Source organism: Shewanella sp. FJAT-51649 (assembly GCF_019457435.1).
Taxonomy (GTDB): Bacteria; Pseudomonadota; Gammaproteobacteria; order Enterobacterales; family Shewanellaceae; genus Shewanella; species Shewanella mangrovisoli.
This window is the reverse complement of the sequence record NZ_CP080411.1, coordinates 169,631-193,590: the sequence shown is the minus strand read 5'-3', so window position 1 is coordinate 193,590 and position 23,960 is coordinate 169,631. Positions and strand designations below refer to the sequence as shown.

The following is a 23,960-nucleotide window of genomic DNA, read 5'->3' as shown; positions in this document are numbered from 1 at the left end:
TTTATCCGTTTGAGTTGATTGTGGTGATTCGCTCTAAAGTTGAAAAGCCACAATCGACTAACGTAGTCGCTAATCCCTCACTGATTTCCGCTTTAGTATAAAACGCCTGCATATGTGCATCGCAGTGCGCATCTTCTTGAACTTGCTGCTCACTGTTAGTCTCAGCCAACAATGTTTTGACTCGCTTGGCGATTGCCTCACCGGAATCGAGCAAGGTGACACCTTGGCCTAATACCTGTTGCAATTCATCACGCAGCATAGGGAAGTGAGTGCATCCAAGCACCAGTACATCTAAGTCCGCTTCGACGATGGGTGATAAAACCTGTGTTAACCGCGCCATGTCCAATTGACCAGTGGCAATCTTCTGCTCGGCCATCAGCACTAATTCAGAAGATCCGAACAGCTCAACGTGACAATCATCGGCAAATTGGCTGATTAACTCGTAGGTATAGTGGCGCTTGACCGTACCAGGGGTGGCGAGCAAACCGATACGCTTACTTTTAGATAACTGCGCCGCGGGTTTAATGGCGGGGACAACACCCACAACAGGAATAGATAAGGTTGCACGCAGTGCGGGCAGCACCACAGTACTGGCGGTATTGCAGGCAACGACGACAATGGCGGCATGGGTACGCTCGACGACTTGGTCGATGAGCGCAACACAACCCGAGACAAGTTCCTGCTCTTCCAATTCGCCATAGGGCAATCTGGCATTATCGAACAAATAGCAGTAATCGTGATGTGGGAGCAATTTGCGAATTTCGGCCAATACGGATAGCCCGCCGATGCCAGAATCGAATACTAATATTGGTTGCGACAAGCCCGTCTCCAGTTAATTCGTTGTCCCATTCGCGAGCGGATTCTCCCACAGCTTAACTCAAACCGCAAAACCAAGATGCTGGACATTCGTGTCACCTAGTATAAAATTTGCGCCCCAATTTACAGCCACGGTGAATCAACAATGAACTTAGCAGCAATGGATCCCACGACCTATGATGCGCAACTAACTGCAAAGCGTATCAAGCTAGAGCAGGCCTTTGCCCAATTTGAGACACCGAGTGTTGAAGTGTTTGCCTCAGAACCTGCCCACTATCGGATGCGCGCCGAGTTTCGCGTATGGCACGAAGGCGACGATTTATACTATTACATGTTCGATAAAGTATTGAACGACAAAGTTCGTTGCGATCAATACTTACCCGCGAGCGCGTTAATCAATCAGATGATGGCGGCGCTGATCGCCGAGTTAAAACCGAACCACAGCCTACGTCATAAACTCTTCCAAGTTGATTTTTTATCAACGCTCAGCGGTGAGATTTTAGTGTCACTGCTGTATCACAGACAGCTTGATGACCAATGGCGCACCGAAGCCGCCGCACTTAAAGCCAGATTGAGCAGCCAATTTAAGGTCAACATCATTGGCCGTGCGCGCAAACAGAAAATCGATTTAGATAAAGACTTTGTGGTTGAGTCACTGCAAGTGAATGACAAAGTTTTCCATTACAAACAAATCGAAAACAGCTTTACCCAGCCAAATGCCAAGGTGGCAATCAAGATGCTGGAATGGGCTATCGACGTGACTCAACGCAGCCAAGGCGATTTACTGGAGCTTTACTGTGGTAATGGCAACTTCTCCATCGCGCTGGCACAAAACTTTAATCGCGTGCTCGCGACCGAGTTAGCTAAACCTTCGGTGGATGCAGCCCAGTACAATATCGAAGTCAACAATATCGATAATCTGCAGATTATTCGTATGTCGGCGGAAGAATTTAGCGATGCGATGGCGAAAAAGCGCAGCTTTAGACGCTTAGAAGGCATAGATCTGGACAGCTATGTCTGCAACACCATTTTTGTCGACCCACCACGAGCAGGTATCGACCCAGCCACGTTGGAGCTAGTGCAAGGTTATGAGCGGATCCTGTATATCTCTTGTAATCCCGACACCCTGAAAGACAATTTGCAGCAATTAAATCAGACCCATAAAGTCACCCGTTTTGCCCTGTTCGATCAGTTCCCTTATACCGACCATATGGAAACAGGTGTACTGCTTGAGCGTCGTTAGGCGACTCTATGTACCTAAAAATAAAGGAGCCATTGGCTCCTTTATTTTTAGACTAAATCACACTCTTACTTAACGATGCTCGATCTTATGTTGTAAGGCCTCGGCACCCTTCGCCACCATACGTAATTGCATCACCAGTTGATCGGCGAGCACTTTACGATCGGCGCGCTTCATATCCAGCGCCGACGCTCCGGCGTTAAACACTAAGGTCACTAAGGCTTCTGCCTGTGCTCTGGCGAGCATAGGCGTGCGGCCCGCTGTCGCTTCGGTGTAATGGGCCAGTTCAGAGATAAAATGTTCAATCTCACGGGCTACCGCCGCGCGGAATGCCGCCGAAGTCCCTGAGCGCTCATGCAGTAAGATTCTGAAAACGTTTGGATTAGAATCAAGCACTTCCATAAAGGTATCCACAGAAATGCGGATCACACTGCCCCCGGCTTCGGCACGTTGCCGCCCCTTTCGCATCATCTGTCTTAGGGTGAGCCCGCCTTCGTCGACCATGGTCAACCCGAGCTCATTCATATCCTTAAAATGACGATAAAAGGATGTGGGTGCAATGTTGGCTTCCCTCGCCACCTCTCGCAAGCTTAAGCTAGAGAAACTTCGCTCAGCACTGAGCTGGTTAAACGCCGCATCGACCAATGCCCGCCGAGTTTTCTCTTTTTGCTGTGCACGAATACCCATTCTTCAATCCGCTAACTGAATGTAATGACGCGATAATACCGCTTTTGCGTCTGAAACACAGCCCCATCCACCTTGACCAAACAAGATTGCTAGGCTAAATTAGCTTACAGTTGTACGCTCAAATGCGGATATTGGAAACTATAATGAATAAACCCCCTATCATCTGGCTAAATGTCATCCTCTTTAGCCTCACCTTCCTCAGTGCAGTTATCCTTGTTCCTTGGTATGGCCTAACCCACGGGTATGGCGCCAGCGAATGGATTGCTTTTGTGGTGTTAGCCTTTGCAAGTGGTCTGTCGATCACAGCGGGTTACCATAGACTCTGGTCGCACAAGGCCTATAAAGCTCACCCTGCGGTACGTTTCCTCTACGCGCTTGGCGGTGCATTAGCATTGCAAAACAGTGCATTACATTGGGCATCCGATCATCGTGTGCACCATAAGCATGTCGATGACAATGATAAAGACCCCTACTCGGCTAACATGGGTTTCTGGTACAGCCATATCGGTTGGATGCTGCGCGAATACCAAGCCCAGCGTTACCATGACTACCAAAACGTGCGTGATTTGCAGAACGACCGAATCGTAATGTGGCAACACAAGCACTATCTCGCCCTCGTGATTCTGATGAATATTGGTCTGCCCGCGCTACTCGGCTGGTTCACTGGCAATATTGCCGGTATGTTGCTGATGGCTGGATTACTGCGCTTAGTCGTTGTGCATCACTGCACCTTCTTCATCAACTCTCTCGCCCACGTGTGGGGTAGCCAACCCTATACCGATAAAAACACCGCCCGTGACAACGGTTTTCTGGCGATGTTGACCTACGGTGAGGGTTACCATAATTTCCACCATATCTTCGAGAACGATTACCGTAACGGCATTAAGTGGTGGCATTACGATCCGACTAAGTGGCTGATTAAGGGTTTATCTTGGGTTGGCTTAGCCAAAGACCTACGCACCAGTCCACAGGAACGGATTGAGAGCGCACGCCTGCAGATGCAACTGCTACATGCCAAAAATAAAGTGGTCCATCTGCCCAATGCCGATGAAGTGATTGAGAAAATCCAACAGGAATACGAGTTAATGAAGGAACATTTACTAGAATACTATCAAGCGAAAAAGGCGCTGTTAGACGCCAAACGTAAGCAACTGGTCGATCAACAGTTATTACTGCAAGTCGAAGAATTGAAGACACGATTCCTGACTCAGCAAAAAAGCTGGAAGAGCCTCACGGCAAGTTATAGCTAGACCACAATTCTCGGTAAAAATCATACGGCCGCCTTGCATGGTGGCCGTATCCTATTATGATGATGCCTCAATCACTTTTTACAGGATGTAAGGCTCATGTCGAATTCCGCTGTATCTTCCGCCGATAGCATTAAACTCACAGAATATAGTCATGGTGCCGGCTGCGGCTGTAAAATTTCCCCTAAAGTACTGACCACGATTCTTGCCTCGCAGCTGCCTGTATTTACCGATCCTAATCTGTTGGTCGGCAATCAAAGCCGTGATGATGCAGCCGTTTACAAACTCAATGATGAAATCGGCATTATCAGTACCACCGACTTTTTTATGCCTATCGTAGATGACCCCTTTACCTTTGGCCGTATCGCCGCCACCAATGCCATTAGCGATATCTATGCCATGGGTGGCACGCCCATGATGGCGATTGCGATTCTAGGCTGGCCAGTGAACAAACTTCCCGCCGAGATCGCGCAACAAGTGGTCGATGGTGGCCGTCAAGCCTGTATGGAAGCCGGGATAATGTTAGCCGGAGGTCACAGTATCGATGCGCCTGAACCAATCTTTGGCCTTGCGGTCACCGGGCAAATCGCCCTGACGGATTTAAAACAAAACGATACCGCAAAAGCGGGCGATCGCTTGTATCTCACTAAACCTATCGGCATTGGCATTCTCACTACGGCACAAAAGCAGAAGAAGCTCAAAGACGAAGATAGCCAAATTGCAGTCAATGCCATGTGCCAGCTCAATAGCATAGGCGCCAAAATTGCTAAGATTAAAGGCGTGAACGCCCTCACCGATGTCACTGGTTTTGGGCTGGCGGGCCATCTACTGGAAGTGTGCCAAGGAGCCAAACTCACCGCTAAACTTGACCTCGATGCCGTGCCACTCTTACCCCGCGCCCTCGACTATCTAGCGCAAGGCTGTATTCCCGGTGGCACCCATCGTAACTACGACAGTTATGGCGAACACTTACCCACACTTACCGATCATCAAAAAGCCATTTTGTGTGACCCACAAACCAGTGGTGGCTTGTTAGTGGCGGTGTCAAGTGAGGCCGAAGCGGAACTGGTGGCGCTACTTAATGCCCATCAAATTGAGCCTATCTGTATTGGCTCGTTAGAAACACCCATCTCCACCGCCAATGTGGTGCTGTGTTAATGACAGCTAAGCTCATCCCCGCCCAGCAATATCACGATATCTTTGTTGCTGGGCAGCCATTAATCGACTTAAGGGCGCCAATCGAGTTTGGCCGCGGCGCTTTTCCTTCCTCGGTAAATCTGCCGTTAATGGTTGATAAGGAGAGGGAAAAGGTCGGCACTTGCTATAAAGCGCAAGGGCAGCAAGCCGCGATCGCCCTGGGCCATTCCCTCGTGCATGGCGTGGTAAAACAGCAGCGTATTGATGCTTGGTTAAACTTTTTATCAGCAAACCCAGAAGCTTATCTTTACTGCTTTCGCGGCGGGCTACGCTCACAATTAACTCAGCAATGGCTGCAAGAGGCAGGCGTTACCGTGCCTTATGTGCAGGGTGGCTACAAAGGTATGCGCCAATATTTAATTGGTGTCATTGAGACGGCGCCAAGTCAGCAACCTTTGCTAAGCCTGAGCGGTATGACGGGAAGCGGTAAAACCGATTTTTTAAGACTGCGTAAAGAAGCAATCGATCTCGAAGGCATTGCCAATCACAGAGGCTCGAGCTTTGGTAAAAACATCGACCCACAACCGACACAAATTAATTTTGAAAATCAGCTCGCCATCGCCCTGCTTCGGCATCAATTAGGCAATCACGCCTGTTTGTTGCTCGAGGATGAAAGCTTTTTGATTGGCCGCTCGGCGCTGCCGCAAAGCTTTTATAGTGCCATGCAGACGGCCGATATTCTGGTACTCGAAGAAGACGATGACATCAGGCTAACTCGTTTACTCGATGAATATGTTCATAAAATGCATCGAGGATTTAGCGAACGTCTCGGCTTAGAGGCAGGTTTCGAAGCCTTTAGCCACTACCTATTACAGAGTCTTGGCAGTATTCGCAAACGTCTTGGTGGTAAGCAATATCAAGAGTTGCAAGACATGATGCAACAAGCACTGTCGCAGCAACTTAATCAAAACCAAACCTCACAACATTTGGCCTGGATAAGCCTGCTACTACACAAATATTACGACCCCATGTACGAATACCAGTTGCAAAAGAAAGCCGGCAATATTCTGTTTAGGGGAAGTCATCAAGCCATGCATGAGTGGCTGGATAACTATTAATAAAAATAGAAAATACACCGCCGCACAATGGCGTACAGCGGTGCTTTTCCTGCAAAACTAATACGTTGAAATAGTGATATCTTCGTAGTCGTAATTGTCAAATTTAGTCGAACGTATAGAATTAGTGCTGCGGCTAGACTTACTCAGCTCAGAGCGTAAATCATATAAATCAGCCATACCACTATAACCCCATACATAGAAACTCATCGATGTCATCGACGAATCATCAAAGGCCGCTTGTAGGTGCGCAGGCAAATCTAAATCAGGAATAGAACCCTTCAGCGGGCCTGAAATAGACCAGTAATCATTGCTTTGCGATAAGGTTACCTGCACTCCTTGCATACGATTAGCGTTGAAACTGAAGTCATAATTTGTACTTCCTGCATTACCAATTGTACTCATTAAGCGTGTAACTTCACTTAGCATTAGATTTTCATTTAATGGTAAATTTAAGCTTAAATTATTTGAAGCATCTGCAACGGCTCTCCGAGTTAATCCGACATAACTCATAGTTCCAATATCATTTCCACCGAGATCGATTTGTTGTGATGCAGACACGAGATTGCGATTAAAAAGCTCGGGGAATAGCTGAACTTCTCTTGTAGGCCATGAAATCCAGTTTTGGCGACCGTATTCTGTTTCAGAATAACTACGTAAAAAATAGTTACTGCTATTCACATCTACATTGAGCAAAGTACCCTCATGACTCGCCCCTTCAAACATACTGCTTGAAAGTGAAATAACTTGCGATAAATCAATCTCATTGGGATCTATACTAGCTGCATAAGCAGCAATACCACCCTGCTTAGGAATTAATATAAAGTTCACCGGCGCGAATTTATTGTCACGCTTACACACATGCAATGGATTATTGGTGAGCGCTGGATTGATATAAGCATTATTACCATAAAGATAGTAGTTACTATAAACAGTAGCTATCTCACTTGTATTTAAATTGATATCACTACAGTCACAACCACTATTTAAATTTTCATCGGTAAATCGATATATACCATAATCACTGGCTTTAGCATTTAAATCTGTCTGGATCCGCCAAGAAGAGCTACCATTCACAAACTCTTGTGCCGCGACCGTTAAATGTGATGCTTCACTAGGCCAAGGGACATCGACATGTCCCTGCGCATCACTCTTATAAGAGTTCAGAATACTACCGTCACGTCGATGAACAATCACATCAACACCTGCTTTCTTTTCTCTTATATTACACATTGACGCTGTGCTCTCGACATCCATTGTTAGTCGAGGTGATGTAGGATTTCCTCCATCGGAGTCATCTGAGTTTGAATCACCAGACCCTCCACACCCACTTAGCACAAGTACCAAAGCGCCTATATAGCATCCCTTTTTCATGACCAAACTCCAACACTCAAATTGTTATTTATATGTAACTTTTTAACCGAGGGATTACATCATATCTCAATTTCGTAAAGCAAGTAGGTTTGCAACTTGCTGCCGTAGATTTGCGCGGCTAGTGGACGCTCCCAGAATAGGGCCATCAATATCCACCGAAACCTTGGACCAAAAGCGTTTCGGCATAGTAGTCAATGCATGGCCATCTTTATGACTAAAGTAAGAACCCCACAGACCATTGAGCGCCATAGGGATCACGGGCACGGGATCGCGGGCCAAGATTTTATCGATACCGGGACGGAACTCGCCAAGTTCACCATCGGGGGTTAAACGACCTTCGGGAAAGATACACACCAACTCGCCATTCGCTAACGCCTCATGAATCGATTCAAAAGCTTGATTGTAAGTTGCCTCACTCTGACGCGGCGAACAAATCGGGATCACCCCAGCATGGCGGAACAGGTATTTCAGCACAGGGATTTCACTGATGGATTTATCCATCACGAAACGAATCGGGCGGGTCGAGGCGCCCATAATGATCAACGCATCCACATAGCTCACATGGTTACAGACTATGATACCAGCGCCTTCTTTAGGGATCTTTTCTCGCCCAGTCACAGTCACCCGATACATCACATGGCTGAGTAAGTAACTGATAAATCGTTGTGTGAACTCAGGCACCTGAGAATACACGTAAAGCGCAACCACAAAGTTCATCACCGCCAGCATCAGGAACAACTGTGGAATACTCCAGCCAGCCACCCCGAGTAACAGCATAGACAACAACGCCGACGCCACCATAAAGAGCGAGTTCATAATGTTATTCGCAGCAATCGCTTGCGCACATTCTCCCTTAGCGGAGCGCGCCTGAATAAAGGCATACAGAGGCACGATAAACAAACCACCGCTGACCCCAATCATAAAGAAGTCCAACATCACTCGATAATGCTTCGACTCGGCAATGAAGGAGTGTAAGCCATAAACAAACTGCGCATCCGCCGGTGCTGGCGGAATCGCCCAAAGTAAGTCCACACCAAACACAGTTAACCCGAGCACCCCAAAGGGCAGCAAACCTAACTCCACATGGCCAAAGGAAAAACGCTCACAGACAAAGGAGCCCGCCGCAATCCCAATAGAAAACATCCCCAGCAGCAGCGACACCACTGTCGCGCCAGAGTGCAGGTGCAACTTGGCAAAGTTAGGGAATTGGGTCAGATATGTCGCCCCCAAAAACCAGAACCAGCTAATGGCGAGGATGGCCATCCAAATCGAAGGCGTTTGACGTGCCTTCTTTATGGTGCGCCAAGTGCCTGATAATGGGCGAAATTGGATTTTCTGAACTGTACCCTGTGGCGGTAAAGCTGGGATCGCGCGGCTAGATAAATACCCCGCCAAGGCAAGGGCCGCGACTGTGATGGCCGACCACAAGGTGGCATTGTTTTCAGACACCAAAATCCCGGCACTCAAGGTACCAATCAAGATAGACAGAAACGTCCCCATCTCAACCCAGGCATTGCCCGTCACTAACTCATCTTCTTTTAAGGCTTGAGGTAATAGGGAATATTTGACCGGCCCAAAATAGGCTGACTGACTGCCAGTTAAAAACAACAGTAATAACATCATCATGTAATTTTCGCTCACGATGGCCGCGGCGGCACTGAACATAATGATGACTTCGAGCAGTTTTAAGCGACGGATAAGTTTGGCCTTATCCATATTGTCGGCCACCACGCCTGCATGGGCCGAAAATAGGAAAAACGGCAGGATAAAGACCCCTGCAGCCAAATTGACAAACATGTCGACACTAATAGGTAAGTCGTTGACTTGGCTGAAGGTAACCAGCAGTAACAACACATTTTTATAAATATTGTCGTTAAGTGCCCCAAGGCATTGGGTAGCAAAATACGGTAAAAAACGTTTTGTTAGCAGCATGATGCTTCCCTCTGATAACCCATTCCCTGTAAATACCCAGTCACATGACTTTCTAACAAAGCGGGTAAAGATGCCGTATCGGCAAACAATTTATTATCCAGTGATAAGGCGGTGAGGCCGTGGATGCCGCCCCAGAGTACTCGGCTCATTTGAAGTTGCTGCTCAGCAGTTTTATGGGGGAATAACAGGGCTAACTCACGCTCAATTAAACTGAATAAACCCGCGATAAGCTGGCCTTGGGATTCGGGCAAAGGTTCGGAGTCAAGTAGCTGCAGTTCAAATACCAACTTAAAACATTGGCGCTGTGCATGGGCAAACTCAGCGTATTTTTGCGCCATGCTAATGATTTGATTGCGACTATTCTCTGCATTGACCTCGGAGATCTGACGCATCAGCGCCTGCAACGTTGCCTCAGAAACGGCTAACAGAAGGTAGTTATAGCTACCAAAGATATTGATTAAGGTACTCGGCACATAGCCAATCTGGCTAGCAATCTTGCGTAAACTCAGCTCCTGTGTCCCTTGCTGTTGCAGCAATGCCATTGCCGCTTCTATTGCCATAGCACGAATCTCATCATGACTATGTTCTTTGCGTCTCGCCATAGGTCTCACTCCCTGTTGAATACTGTGAGATTAACAGCCTAAAAAATAAAAAACAACGTTCAAAATAAGTTTATTTTGCGTACAGCATGAACTAAAAGCCATAAAAATGAGGGAAGAAGAGCTAACTTTGAGGCAATAGATCGATGGGAACCTTGGAAGGAATTTAACTTTTAGCGCATAAAAAAATGGCGCCCTCAATCGAGGGCGCCATTTCGAGGTTGAACTTTTACCTAGCGACAGTGATAACTCATCACCACCCTGTCGGCCCCAGCACCAAAATAGTCCGCTTCGAAGGCGGTATCGACAAACCCTAAACGCTGATACAAACCATGGGCCGGGTTGTGGGGATCGACAGTTAAATCCACCCGCTTAACCTGAGACGGTAGTTGGGTTAAACATTGTTGGATTAATTGTTTACCAATGCCTCGCCCGCGGGCTTGCTCACTCACCGCCACGGAGAGAATCCACATACAAGCAGGGTCGCCACTTTGAGCACAGAGTAAATAGCCTAACAGCTCCTCGCCATCATCTACGGCAACCAGAAACTGCTCAGGCCAACAATCAAACCCTTGGCGGAAGAAAAAATCAGGATAACAATGGTCGCCAAAGATAGCCTGCTCGAGTTGAAAAACATCGGCTAACTCTGACTTTAATACTGGACGGATCGACTGCATGTAAAACTATTCACCAATTAAAATTTTATCCCACTCTAAATTGGGCGCACCCACAACAATAAAGTTAGGATTTTCAAGCGTCTCACGCTCGTTGTAGGTTAAAGGTTGCAGCTCGGTATCCATGAGCTGGCCACCCGCTTCCTCAATAATGATCTGCGCGGCGCCGGTGTCCCACTCCCCCGTCGGCCCGACTCGCACATAGCAATCGGCGCGTCCTTCGGCAACCAGACAACTCTTCAAGGCTGCGCCACCCATGACCACCAGCTCACAGTGCTTAGGCTGATTAAACAGGGTCAACACAGATTGGGGATCCTGACGACGACTCACAGCTAACCTAAGAGAAACTTGCTCACGGTGCTGAATTTGCCGACTACTGATGCGCACTTCCTGCTTATCGGTGCGTTTATAGGCACCTAAGCCCGCAATGGCGTAGTAGCAAACCTGCGTCATCGGCACATAGACCACACCCATCACAGGGCGATTGTGCTCCACCAGCGCAATGATCACCGAAAAGTCACCACTGCCCGCAATAAACTCCCCTGTGCCATCGAGAGGATCGACTAACCAATAACGTTTCCAGCCTTCGCGCACACTTAAGGGAATATCGGCAGCCTCTTCGGACAGGATAGGAATATCGGGCGTCAATGCGGCTAAGCGTTCACAGATCAGCTTATTTGCCGCTAAGTCCGCCGAGGTAACAGGGGTATTATCAGACTTGGTTTCTCGTTCAAAATTACCCTTGAGGTAAATCTCACGAATAGTGCGACCCGCATCCGTTGCTATCGCTATCACCTCGTCGATTAACTCTTCTGGCTTCATAACCACTCCAATCGCAAACTTCGCGAATGATTTACAAGCACTCAGTTGCTGAACGCTTTAACGAAAAAGATTATTTAAGTTGTAGGTGTTTCTGCGCTAAAAACAATGCGCTCACACTTCGAGATTCGGAAAAATCGCTATTATCGAGTAATGCTTCCCACTCGGCCAACGCCCAGGGCACCACATCTATGGGTTCTGGCTCATCGCCTTCGAGGCGGCTTTCATATAGTTCTTCTGCAATAAAAATTTGCATCTTGCTAGAGAAATAACCCGGCGCAAGACTAAGTTCTTTCAGCAATGTTAGCTTACGCGCCCCAAAACCGATTTCTTCCTGTAATTCTCGATTGGCCGCCTCGATAGCTTGCTCACCAGGGTCAATTAATCCCTTAGGAAAACCTAGCTCGTAATTATCTGTTCCAGCGGCATATTCACGGGCTAACAGCATGTTGCCTTGATGAATGGGCACCACCATCACAGCGCCTCGGCTACCCCCCTTCATCCGCTCATACTGGCGCTCGACACCGTTGGAGAATTTAAGATGAACCTGTTCAATTTGAAACAAGCGGCTCTTAGCGACAACTTCGGTATGTAAGATTTCCGGCTTATGGTGCCGCTGCGACATAACTGCCCCTGGATAAAAATAGCAACAAACTAACTAGGATAAGTGACAATCTTACTATCCTGTCTTTAATCTACAACCTGAATTTAGTGCGGCTATTCCAAAGACCACCACCCAAGCCACGGGATTTAAATCACATACTCAGCCAAGACAAAGGAGAAACGGTTAAAACTTTTCGCTTTTTACCGCGAAAATTCACCAACAAAAAAGGGGCTAAGCCCCTTTTTATGTCGACATCATTTAAAACTGATAGCGCAGATTGAGTTGATAACTCAATAGGTCATTCGGCTCGATATCTATGTATTGATAACCTAACCCCACGGACCAAGCATCACTGAATTGGTAACTAAAACGCACTCCCGCATACCAATCAGTGCCATCCAAGTCGGTCTTGATCCTGGTATTGCCCATGGTACTGCTGATATCGGCTTGCCAATGGAACAAGCCAACGGGTACTTCAAAGCGCCAACCTTGATGCTGCAGCAGGGTAAATCTCAGGCCCAACATGACCCCATCGGCAAGCACAGGGGTGACGGTTTTCACCAACTCATGGTATTGCTCCGGCGTTAAGGTTGAGCCCTTAATTCTCGCGCTGCCTTCACCAAAGTCGGCATAGCCCAGTTCTAACGCTACGGTCGGCGTCCACTGATAACCCAGACTCACCCCAAATGCGGTATCCGAGTCATCGACGTTGAGGAGTTGTCCCTCTCCAACTTGGACGTTCAACTCAGGCAGGGTTTTATCGGCCTGCGCTTGGCCGATAAAACCCTCAACATACCAGTCTGTTGCCTGCGCCTGTTGTGTCACACTGAGCAATAACAGGCTGCCTAAAGCAAATCGCTGTAACTCTCGGCGGCGCAACATGGCGCACGCTAAGATGAATGCCAACGCCCATAAGGTCATACTGCCACCTCCTGACTTATTATCGATAATGACCTCTTGATAGGCTTTCACTGTGATAAGCACTTGCCCCGTTGCTTCACCACCTTGGCCGTCGCTAATCCTATAGGTCACAGTATCCACGCCATCGAACCCTGTTTTAGGGATGTAGCGCAGTTTATTCGCTTCGATAGTCACAGTGCCTTGTTGAGCCGTCGCACTTAACAGGGTCAACGTATTACCATCCGCATCGGTGTCATTACTCAGCACGTCGATAAGCAGGCTGGTGCGATCATCGGTGGCGGCGCTATCGTCGACAGTCACAGGTGCTATGTTGCCATTCACCACTATCGTCAGTTCACTACTTGCCGTACCGCCCTTGCCATCGGTAATGCTATACACCAACACATCGGTGCCGATAAAATCTGCCGCCGGTGTGTAACTGATCTGTTGGTCAGCTAACACTGTAACAGTGCCAAACTCACTAATCACTTGAGTGATGCTCAAACTATCCCCATCGCCATCCGTATCGTTGGCAAGCACGTTCACATCGATACTCTGGTTCCAGGCAATTGCTGCCGAGTCGGGATTGGCGACAGGTAAGTGGTTACCATTGAGCATCACCGCCACGCCACTTGGGTCGACAATAGTACGGTTAGCCACACCATCATCATCGTTAGGGCCACCGTCTTCGATGGTTAACTGCACACACCAATGGCCTTCGGTTAATCCCGGCGTCCAACGGCTATCCCCCGGTGGCGGGCAGAAACCACGTTCACCCTCGGTACTGGCAACAGTGTTGTTTGCATCAATCACAAAGTCTCGCCAGCCCGCTTGAGCATTGAACTTGCGATAGACGGCATTCGCAGGAACGGGCGAGCGTTGTGGTAATACTAAGCTATAGCTTTGGCCCTGTTGTGGTAGGCCCGTCGCGATAAAGTCGAAAATACCACCAACATTGGCTGCTAAAGCATCTTCAGTCACGACTTCAGGTTGTAGCTGCATGCCGCTCTGCCCACGTCTTAGGGCAATATTCCCTAAACGTAAACAGACGCCCGCCTGCCCTTCGGCCAAGAAGTAGACTGGCTGTAATTCGCCTTCAGGCATCACATTACAGTCGTTATTCGCGTCCAAATAATCAGGAATACCATCACGATCGCTGTCGCTATAGCCTTCTTGATCATCGGGAATTAAATCGCCATCCGTATCGGCACTCGTCAATGCGGCTAAACTTGGACGCACTACGATGTACACTGTTTCGGTACTCGACAGCACAGGTGAACCATCATCGGTGGCAGTTAGGCTCACGGGATAAATCCCCGGAGTCACCGCTGCTGGAGAGAATGCCATGCCTGTCGCATCCGCTTGCAAACTTAGCGCGCCGCTTGCCCACGTCAGCGTCAATGTATCTTGCTCATTGGCATCGGATGCTGTGGCACGGATATGCACATCACCGCCATTTTGCGCGACAATGACTTGCTGCTGGCCAGCTTGAGTCACCGCCAAACTGACCTGTGGTGCAATATTAGCTTCGGTAATCACCACTTGAGTCTGCTGCTTACTACCAAGATTCAAGCTTGGATCTAGGCTGATAAGCACCTCTTCATCCCCTTCGGTCACACCATCATTCAGGGTAGTAAAGTGGATTTCCGCCATCTGTCCCGAGGTTATCTCGACAACACCATCAACCAAATCATGGTCGCTGCTATCGGCTGAACCGGATACTGTGAATGGAATACTCAGCGGATAACTCGGCGCCTCACCATTGAGATGAACACTCACAGTCACTTGGTTACCTTCGGCTACCACTTGATCTTTGCTCAGTGAAATCAATGGATTGACTTTGACTTTCTGCGCTTTAATCGCCTTATTACCCTCGCCATCCACTGCCTGCCAATAGGCTAAGTAGTTGCCAGGGGCGAAGAACAAGCTCTTATTCACCAGCGACACAGGTAATGGATGGCCATTACGGTCAACCGCCTTGGCAAAACCGAGTTTCACCCGCGTAAACAGGCCAGTCGCATTTACCTCAACATCATCAGGTAGAGTGATCACGGGTTGATTCGCTGAGTCAGCGCCTTCAATCAGCACATTCACTTTGGCGGTTGCTCGGCCTTTGTGATCATCGCTGATGGTATAACGCAGTGCAACAGGCCCCACATAAGCCTCGGGCGCGGTAAAACTGAGCCCATCTGAGGTGATTTGCACACTGCCAATATCCGCAGCAGCGCCATCAATGGTTAGGGTGTCACCATCGACATCCACATCGTTTGCCAATACGGCCAGTGTATAGGTGTCATTGGGGGCACTGGTTAAGGTATAGCTGTCATCAACAGCTTGAGGATCGTCGTTCACTGGCGTAACCGTAATGGTGACAGTCGCAGGCTCTGAGCTTAACTCCGCATCTTTGGCAATAAAGCCAATAGAGTCGGTACCATTAAAATCCTTCTCAGGTGTATAAAGCCAGACACTACCGTGTTGCTCTAAGGTACCAGAGGCTGGTTGCGCGGTGATCTCATAGGTCAGAGGATCATTGTCGGCATCCTCAGCGGCAAGCGTGATCATCAGCGAACTATCTTCCTCTAGCGTCACTGTCTGATTGGTAGCAACTGGTGCATCGTTAACGTTTGCCACGACAATCGTAAAGCTTTGGTCTGCGGTTAAGCCATCCACATCCGAGGCGCGTAACACTACCGCATGGCTGCCGACGTTAGCATTAGTTGGGGTACCACTCAGCACGCCTGTCGCCGCATTGAAACTCAGCCAGCTTGGTAAGGTCACCGCGCTTAAGGTGAGACGGTCCCCCACATCGCTGTCCGTCGCTACCAAGGTGTAGCTGTAGGCCGCATCCTGAGTCGCACTCGTTAACGCCGTCGAACTGATAGTCGGTGCATCATTAACGTTTGCCACCACTATCGTAAAGCTCTGGTCTGCGGTTAAGCCATCTACATCCGTGGCGCGTAACACCACCGCATAGCTACCCACGTTCGCGTTAGTTGGGGTACCACTCAGCACGCCTGTCGCCGCATTGAAACTCAGCCAGCTTGGTAAGGTCACCGCGCTTAAGGTGAGACGGTCCCCCACATCACTGTCCGTCGCCACTAAGGTGTAGCTGTAGGCCGCATCTTGGGTCGCACTCGTGATTGCCGTTGAACTGATAGTCGGTGCATCATTAACGTTCGCCACCACTATCGTAAAGCTCTGGTCTGCGGTTAAGCCATCTACATCCGTGGCGCGTAACACCACCGCATAGCTACCCACGTTCGCGTTAGTTGGGGTACCACTCAGCACGCCCGTGGCCGTATTGAAGTTCAGCCAACTTGGCAAGGTCACTGCGCTTAAAGTGAGACTGTCGCCCACATCGCTGTCTGTTGCGACCAAGGTGTAGCTATAGGCCGCATCTTGAGTGGCACTGGTGAGTGCGGTTGAACTGATAGTCGGTGCATCATTAACGTTCGCCACCACTATCGTAAAGCTCTGGTCTGCGGTTAAGCCATCTACATCCGTGGCGCGTAACACCACCGCATAGCTACCCACGTTCGCGTTAGTTGGGGTACCACTCAGCACGCCCGTGGCCGTATTGAAGTTCAGCCAACTTGGCAAGGTCACTGCGCTTAAAGTGAGACTGTCGCCCACATCGCTGTCTGTTGCGACCAAGGTGTAGCTATAGGCCGCATCCTGGGTCGCACTCGTGATTGCCGTTGAACTGATAGTCGGTGCATCATTAACGTTCGCCACCACTATCGTAAAGCTCTGGTCTGCGGTTAAGCCATCTACATCCGTGGCGCGTAACACCACCGCATAGCTACCCACGTTCGCGTTAGTTGGGGTACCACTCAGCACGCCCGTGGCCGTATTGAAGTTCAGCCAACTTGGCAAGGTCACTGCGCTTAAAGTGAGACTGTCGCCCACATCGCTGTCCGTCGCCACTAAGGTGTAGCTATAGGCCGCATCCTGGGTCGCACTCGTGATTGCCGTTGAACTGATAGTCGGTGCATCATTAACGTTTGCCACCACTATCGTAAAGCTCTGGTCTGCGGTTAAGCCATCTACATCCGTGGCGCGTAACACCACCGCATAGCTACCCACGTTCGCGTTAGTTGGGGTACCACTCAGCACGCCCGTGGCCGTATTGAAGTTCAGCCAACTTGGCAAGGTCACTGCGCTTAAAGTGAGACTGTCGCCCACGTCGCTGTCCGTCGCCACTAAGGTGTAGCTATAGGCCGCATCTTGAGTGGCACTGGTGAGTGCGGTTGAACTGATAGTCGGTGCATCATTAACGTTCGCCACCACTATCGTAAAGCTCTGGTCTGCGGTTAAGCCATCTACATCCGTGGCGCGTAACACCACCGCATAGCTACCCACGTTCGCGTTAGTTGGGGTACCACTCAGCACGCCCGTGGCCGTATTGAAGTTCAGCCAACTTGGCAAGGTCACTGCGCTTAAAGTGAGACTGTCGCCCACATCGCTGTCCGTCGCCACTAAGGTGTAGCTATAGGCCGCATCCTGGGTCGCACTCGTGATTGCCGTTGAACTGATAGTCGGTGCATCATTAACGTTTGCCACCACTATCGTAAAGCTCTGGTCTGCGGTTAAGCCATCTACATCCGTGGCGCGTAACACCACCGCATAGCTACCCACGTTCGCGTTAGTTGGGGTACCACTCAGCACGCCCGTGGCCGTATTGAAGTTCAGCCAACTTGGCAAGGTCACTGCGCTTAAAGTGAGACTGTCGCCCACGTCGCTGTCCGTCGCCACTAAGGTGTAGCTATAGGCCGCATCTTGAGTGGCACTGGTGAGTGCGGTTGAACTGATAGTCGGTGCATCATTAACGTTCGCCACCACTATCGTAAAGCTCTGGTCTGCGGTTAAGCCATCTACATCCGTGGCGCGTAACACCACCGCATAGCTACCCACGTTCGCGTTAGTTGGGGTACCACTCAGCACGCCCGTGGCCGTATTGAAGTTCAGCCAACTTGGCAAGGTCACTGCGCTTAAAGTGAGACTGTCGCCCACATCGCTGTCCGTCGCCACTAAGGTGTAGCTATAGGCCGCATCCTGGGTCGCACTCGTGATTGCCGTTGAACTGATAGTCGGTGCATCATTAACGTTCGCCACCACTATCGTAAAGCTCTGGTCAATCGTCAGACCATCTCCGTCCGTGGCGCGTAACACTACTACATGACTGCCGACGTTAGCGTTAGTTGGGGTACCACTGAGCACTCCCGTCGCCGCATTGAAGTTAAGCCAGCTTGGTAAGGTCACTGCGCTCAAGATGAGACTGTCGCCCACGTCGCTGTCCGTCGCCACCAAGGTGTAGCTATAGGCCGCATCCTGGGTGGTGTTGGTCACCGCGGTTGAGCTGATGGTTGGTGCATCGTTAACGTTTGCCACCACTATCGTAAAGCTCTGGTCTGCGGTTAAGCCATCCACATCCGTGGCGCGTAGCAATACCGCATAACTGCCAACGTTAGCGTTAGTTGGCGTACCACTCAGCACGCCCGTCGCCGTATTGAAGCTCAGCCAACTTGGTAAGGTCACCGCACTGAGGGTCAGACTGTCGCCCACATCGCTGTCCGTCGCTACCAAGGTGTAGCTATAGGCCGCATCTTGAGTCGCACTCGTTAACGCCGTTGAACTAATGGTCGGTACATCGTTGACGTTTGCCACCACTATCGTAAAGCTCTGGTCAATCGTCAGACCATCTCCGTCCGTGGCGCGTAACACTACTACATGACTGCCGACGTTAGCGTTAGTTGGGGTACCACTGAGCACTCCCGTAGCCGCATTGAAGTTAAGCCAGCTTGGTAAGGTCACTGCGCTCAAGATGAGACTGTCGCCCACGTCGCTGTCCGTCGCCACCAAGGTGTAGCTATAGGCCGCATCCTGGGTGGTGTTGGTCACCGCGGTTGAGCTGATGGTTGGTGCATCGTTAACGTTTGCCACCACTATCGTAAAGCTCTGGTCTGCGGTTAAGCCATCCACATCCGTGGCGCGTAGCAATACCGCATAACTGCCAACGTTAGCGTTAGTTGGCGTACCACTCAGCACGCCCGTCGCCGTATTGAAGCTCAGCCAACTTGGTAAGGTCACCGCACTGAGGGTCAGACTGTCGCCCACATCGCTGTCCGTCGCTACCAAGGTGTAGCTATAGGCCGCATCTTGAGTCGCACTCGTTAACGCCGTTGAACTAATGGTCGGTACATCGTTGACGTTTGCCACCACTATCGTAAAGCTCTGGTCAATCGTCAGACCATCTCCGTCCGTGGCGCGTAACAATACTGCATGGCTACCCACATTAGCGTTAGTTGGAGTACCACTCAGCACGCCCGTCGCCGCATTGAAACTCAGCCAGCTTGGCAGTGTGACGGCACTTAAGGTGAGACTGTCGCCCACGTCGCTGTCCGTCGCCACCAAGATGTAGCTATAGGCCGCATCTTGAGTGGCACTGGTGAGTGCGGTTGAACTGATGGTCGGTGCATCGTTGACGTTAATCACTCTCAGATCAAAGGGAGGAAGACTGGCAGACAGTGAACCATCTGACACACTGATCACAATACCGTTAATCACACCCACATCTTGATTAGAAGGTGTGCCAGATAAAGCTCCCGTTACGCTATTAAAGGTCAGCCATGAAATAGTCTGATTAATGCTAAACGTTAGACTATCTCCAAGGGAGTCCGTCGCTACTGGCGCGAAGTTATATAGCGCACCTTGGTTAACGGTTAACGTTGGTGTGCCATTAATGACTGGTGCGCCATTGGGTTTTACTGTGTTACTTGCCGCTGAAGCACTACCTAAACCAGCCGAATTTGTCGCAGCTACAGTAAATGAATAGGAAGTTCCGTTGGTTAATCCCGTAATTGTGATGGGCGAAGAAGCACCCGATGCGGTAATACCACCAGGAGTAGAGACTAAGGTATATCCCGTAATTGCTGTACCACCACTAAATCCTGGAGCGGTAAAACTCACCGAGGCTTGAGCATCACCGGCTGTCGCCGTGCCAATGACTGGTGCCCCAGGAACAACAGCATTCACTGTAAAGGAACGACTAACTTGGGTCGCTGGTAAATAACTGGCGTTACCAGACTGATCTGCATTAATAGTACAAGTTCCCGCAGTGACGAATGTCACAGCACCAAGGCTTGTGATCGTACAAACACCAGTTGTGGATGAAGTAAAGGTAGGTAATAAACCAGAATCAGAAGTCGCACTAAACATTGGTGACGAACCAAAGTTCTGCGCACCGGGGTTATTGAAAGTAATGATCTGAGTCGCTTTGGGGGTTATCGAGTTGGATGCTGCTGATGCAGGACCAGTTCCTGCTGAGTTATTAGCAGTGACAGTAAAAGTATAAGCCTGCCCGTTAGTTAAACCCGACACTACTATCGGTGAACCTGAACCATTAATTGGTGCAACATCCGCAGGGCTGACTGTTACTGTATAACCTGTAATACTCGTGCCACCAGTATTGACCGGAGCGGTAAAGGCCACACTTGCCTGAGCATTCCCAGCCGTCGCAGTTACACTTGTAGGAACACTAGGCAATGCAGGATTAACTGTAAAGGTTTGGGAAACTTGAGTTGCAGGCAAGTAGGATGAATTACCCACTTGGTCAGCGTTAATGGTACAAGAACCAGCCGTAACGAACGTCAGGGTTCCGCCCGTTGTGATAGTACAAACCCCTGTAGTTGATGAAGTAAAAGTCGTTGTTAACCCTGAGTCGGATGTCGCGACTAAAGTTGGCGAAGAACCAAAACTCTGTGCACCAGGATTCGTAAAAGTAATTGTCTGAGGTGACACAGGAGTAACAGAATTGGACGCCGCGGAAGCAGAACCTGTCCCGACAGAGTTGGTCGCGGTAACGGTAAATGTATAGGACACTCCATTTGTCAAACCAGTAACAGCAATTGGCGAGCTGGTTCCTGATCCAATAAAACCACCGGGATTAGAGGTAACTGTATAACCGGTAACCGCTGCACCGCCATTACTTACAGGAGCGGTAAAGCTAACCGATGCTTGAGTATTCCCTGCGGTTGCAGTACCGATTGTTGGTGCCGTCGGTGTTACCGCATTAACAGCAAACGAACGCGTAACCGTCATAGCGGCATTAGTCGCAGCGTTACCGGATTGATCGGCATCTATAGTACAAGTACCAGCAGTGACAAAGGTAAGCGCGCCACCGGAAGTGATAGTACAAACGCCTGAGGTTGACGACGAGAAACTTACTGTCAGTCCAGAATTAGAAGTCGCCGTCAGCGTTGGTGTAGCACCAAAGTTATAATTGGCAGGTTGCGCAAAAGTAATGATCTGATCAGCTTTCGGAGTTACTGCATTTGAGCTCCCTGATGCCAAGCCAGTTCCAATAGCATTGGTCGCAGTTACAGTGAAGGTATAGGCAGTACCGTTAGTTAATGAGCCAACTGTAATGGTGCAGGCTGCAGGACCAGCACAGTTTCCTGTCGCCCCTCCAGGATTAGCTGTTGCGGTGTAAGTGGTAATATCCGAACCACCATTACTGCCAGGAGCTGTGAAGGTCACGTTTGCTTGACCATCCCCCGCTGTAGCCGTACCTATCGTAGGTGCATTTGGTGCAGTAGGAATTGCGACCGTGTGGGTTGTACCGCTGCTATAGGCTGCAGGACCTGAATTACCTGCGGCATCTGAAATGTTTGTTGAACCGTTCAGATTGAGCTTGATCGAGCCATTCCCACTGATACCACTGACCGTCACTGTCACACTGGAACCAGTACTAGCAGACACACTGGCAATTGTGCCCGTTGCACCGCCAGTTGTTACTAAGCTGAAATCATCGGTGGAAATATTGCTCACCGACTCACTGAAGTTCACCGTGAAATCCACACTGGTATCAGTTGATACTGCTCCACCACTGGGGGCGATACTCGTCACCGAAGGTGTCACCGCGTCAATAACTATCGCTGTATTCGCACCTAAGGAGTTTGCTGCTCCAGGCGATGCAAGAGTTAAAGTCGCATTGTTGCCTGCAGCATCTTTAATTGTACCCCCATTGGGTGCAAGGGAATTTGTTGCCACATAATCCAGATCGCTGGAGATATCTCCCGCTTGTACTGTGTAACTGAATGTGAGCGAACTAGTACCTGTCCCAGTCGAATAGTTCACAGTCCTATTACTTGATCCATTTTCCAGCGTCAGTTGTGGCGTACCGGTCACATTAACTGTTTCACTGAAATTCACCTGGATACTAATCACATCACCAGCTTTATAAGTGCCACTGTTTGTGCTTGACGTGACCGAGGAAACAGTAGGCACCACGCCATCTATGACGATGTTTTTATTGGCCCCTAGAGAGTTGGCAGCACCCGGAGATGGTAATGTCAGTGTTGCATTATTGGCCGCAGCATCTTTGATAGAACCGCCGTTGAGCGACAGGGGATTCGTTGCCACATAATCCAAATCGGACGTGGTATCCCCTGCCTGAACCGTATAATTAAAAAGCAGTGCACTTGTCCCTGTACCACTTGAATAATTCACTACCCTATCTGTGGAGCCAGTTTCAAGGGTTAACTGTGGAGTACCTATAACGTTTACAACCTCACTAAAGTTCACCCGAATACCAATAACATCACCCACTTTATAAGTAGCATTTGTGGCACTCGAACTCACTGAATTTACTGTTGGCGGCGTATTATCCGGATCGGGCACGGTAAATGAGACAATACCCGATAAACCAGCACAACTAGAGAGTTTAATAACAAACTTATCGATAGCTATTCCGCTAAAAGCGGACATATTAATATCTGTTCTAAAGTTCGAAGGATCTGGAGGATTGTTAGTCGACGAAGCCACTAATGAGTTACTGTTATAGCCATAGACCTTGTTAGTTGGACAAGTCCCACCACCTATTCGAAGTTGGCTAAGATTAAAAACTCCGTTATTCCCTGTCACAGTAATAGTGTGTGTGGATGGCATTGGATTTGAGTAACCGACTTGCCCGAATTGGCCACAATATAAACGATTAGGAGAGGTCGCAATGGTATAGTGTGTATCTGTAGAAGTGATATTGACTGCGTTGGCAACATATGTGCCAGGACAAAAATTCAAAGGCGTATACTGACCTAAGACCGCAGAAAAATCCTTAAGCGCTTTTTCGGTAAAGGCCAGTTCAGTTTCAATATGACCGCGCTGAATTTCTAAGTTCCAGTCACCATGTTGCCGTGAATCTCCGGTTAAATTGTTTGATGCAGCCACATCCAGATGAGTGTTGTGCTGAACTATATCCAGCAACTCCTCACCAGCAGCATTTGCAGCTAACTCACAACCGTAAAACAACAGGTCACCACCTTCGCGTACTGCACCATTTAAGGCAGCGAAAACCTCCACTTCTTGCTTTATATTCTCAGCAGTGATGCGAGAGTTACCTAGTAATAAGGCCCCCTCTTGTGCATGTGAGACAATGTGAATTGCAGCAAGATCATGATATTTAGAGAGAATAGTCTTTAGTTGACGTACCCCAGATTGGCTCGAATCGATTTCAACAATATCAATCCCGGGTTTAAGGCCACGATAAAAGAGTTGTTTGTCCGGTACGGCAGAATCAATAACCACCAACTCCTTAACGGGGTAGGCACCAATTATATCTAGGTCATTAGCCTTTTCAGGCGCCAATCCGCGTAGCACCTTTGAAGATGCTGCAGTGCTTACTGGAAGTAGGTTTCCTTGAGCCGTAGCCGAAAGATACGAACGTGAATAACCAGAAGAAAGCTGCACGGGCGCGCCATAAAGCCCAAAGGGAAGCAACAGAGAAGACAACCCGGTAAGAATTTTGTTTGCCATAGTA

General features: G+C 49.2%; 13 protein-coding genes. 4 read left to right on the top strand and 9 right to left on the bottom strand.

Annotated features, from left to right (window positions below; all coding sequences use genetic code 11):
• Nucleotide 1 precedes the first annotated feature (1 nt).
• Nucleotides 2-820 (bottom strand): glutamate racemase, encoded by an 819-nt coding sequence (gene murI, locus K0H59_RS00845; protein WP_220054395.1) that lies wholly within the window; start codon nucleotides 818-820, stop codon nucleotides 2-4.
• 141 nt (nucleotides 821-961) lie between these two features.
• Here murI and trmA point away from each other — a divergent pair, with 141 nt between their 5' ends.
• Nucleotides 962-2,059, top strand: coding sequence for a tRNA (uridine(54)-C5)-methyltransferase TrmA (trmA, locus tag K0H59_RS00840; protein ID WP_220054394.1), 1,098 nt, complete (start codon nucleotides 962-964; stop codon nucleotides 2,057-2,059).
• Nucleotides 2,060-2,128: 69 nt separating this feature from the next.
• Here the strand turns inward: trmA and fabR are convergent, their stop codons facing one another.
• Nucleotides 2,129-2,743, bottom strand: a complete 615-nt coding sequence (gene fabR, locus K0H59_RS00835) for an HTH-type transcriptional repressor FabR (RefSeq protein WP_220054393.1) — start codon at nucleotides 2,741-2,743, stop codon at nucleotides 2,129-2,131.
• 143 nt (nucleotides 2,744-2,886) lie between these two features.
• Between fabR and K0H59_RS00830 the strand changes: the two genes are divergently transcribed.
• The 3 genes from K0H59_RS00830 (at nucleotide 2,887) to mnmH (ending at nucleotide 6,245) form a co-directional block, all read left to right on the top strand.
• On the top strand, nucleotides 2,887-3,993 hold the full coding sequence (locus K0H59_RS00830) for a fatty acid desaturase (RefSeq protein ID WP_041412484.1): 1,107 nt from the start codon (nucleotides 2,887-2,889) through the stop codon (nucleotides 3,991-3,993).
• A gap of 96 nt (nucleotides 3,994-4,089) precedes the next feature.
• Nucleotides 4,090-5,148: a selenide, water dikinase SelD gene (gene selD, locus K0H59_RS00825; RefSeq protein WP_220054392.1), complete on the top strand. Its 1,059-nt coding sequence runs from the start codon at nucleotides 4,090-4,092 to the stop codon at nucleotides 5,146-5,148.
• The gene (gene mnmH, locus K0H59_RS00820) at nucleotides 5,148-6,245 is read left to right on the top strand and encodes a tRNA 2-selenouridine(34) synthase MnmH (RefSeq protein ID WP_220054391.1); all 1,098 of its coding nucleotides are present in this window, start codon (nucleotides 5,148-5,150) and stop codon (nucleotides 6,243-6,245) included. Before selD ends, mnmH begins: the two co-directional genes overlap by 1 nt.
• Nucleotides 6,246-6,302: 57 nt before the next feature.
• On the opposite strand, the gene K0H59_RS00815 is transcribed toward mnmH, so the two are convergent.
• From K0H59_RS00815 to K0H59_RS00785, 7 genes are all read right to left on the bottom strand, one after another.
• Nucleotides 6,303-7,616 (bottom strand): hypothetical protein, encoded by a 1,314-nt coding sequence (locus K0H59_RS00815; protein ID WP_220054390.1) that lies wholly within the window; start codon nucleotides 7,614-7,616, stop codon nucleotides 6,303-6,305.
• A gap of 66 nt (nucleotides 7,617-7,682) precedes the next feature.
• Nucleotides 7,683-9,548, bottom strand: a complete 1,866-nt coding sequence (locus tag K0H59_RS00810) for an MFS transporter (protein WP_220054389.1) — start codon at nucleotides 9,546-9,548, stop codon at nucleotides 7,683-7,685.
• Nucleotides 9,539-10,150 carry a TetR/AcrR family transcriptional regulator gene (locus K0H59_RS00805; protein WP_220054388.1) on the bottom strand — a complete coding sequence of 204 codons (612 nt, stop codon included), beginning with the start codon at nucleotides 10,148-10,150 and terminating at the stop codon, nucleotides 9,539-9,541. Before K0H59_RS00805 ends, K0H59_RS00810 begins: the two co-directional genes overlap by 10 nt.
• A gap of 230 nt (nucleotides 10,151-10,380) precedes the next feature.
• Complete coding sequence (locus K0H59_RS00800; protein WP_220054387.1) at nucleotides 10,381-10,824, bottom strand: GNAT family N-acetyltransferase; 444 nt, start codon at nucleotides 10,822-10,824, stop codon at nucleotides 10,381-10,383.
• Nucleotides 10,825-10,830: 6 nt separating this feature from the next.
• On the bottom strand, nucleotides 10,831-11,643 hold the full coding sequence (gene cysQ / locus K0H59_RS00795) for a 3'(2'),5'-bisphosphate nucleotidase CysQ (protein ID WP_011621003.1): 813 nt from the start codon (nucleotides 11,641-11,643) through the stop codon (nucleotides 10,831-10,833).
• 70 nt (nucleotides 11,644-11,713) lie between these two features.
• Complete coding sequence (nudE, locus tag K0H59_RS00790) at nucleotides 11,714-12,265, bottom strand: ADP compounds hydrolase NudE (RefSeq protein ID WP_220054386.1); 552 nt, start codon at nucleotides 12,263-12,265, stop codon at nucleotides 11,714-11,716.
• Between the two features lie 237 nt (nucleotides 12,266-12,502).
• Nucleotides 12,503-23,956, bottom strand: a complete 11,454-nt coding sequence (locus K0H59_RS00785; RefSeq protein WP_220054385.1) for a putative Ig domain-containing protein — start codon at nucleotides 23,954-23,956, stop codon at nucleotides 12,503-12,505.
• Between the last annotated feature and the right edge of the window lie 4 nt (nucleotides 23,957-23,960).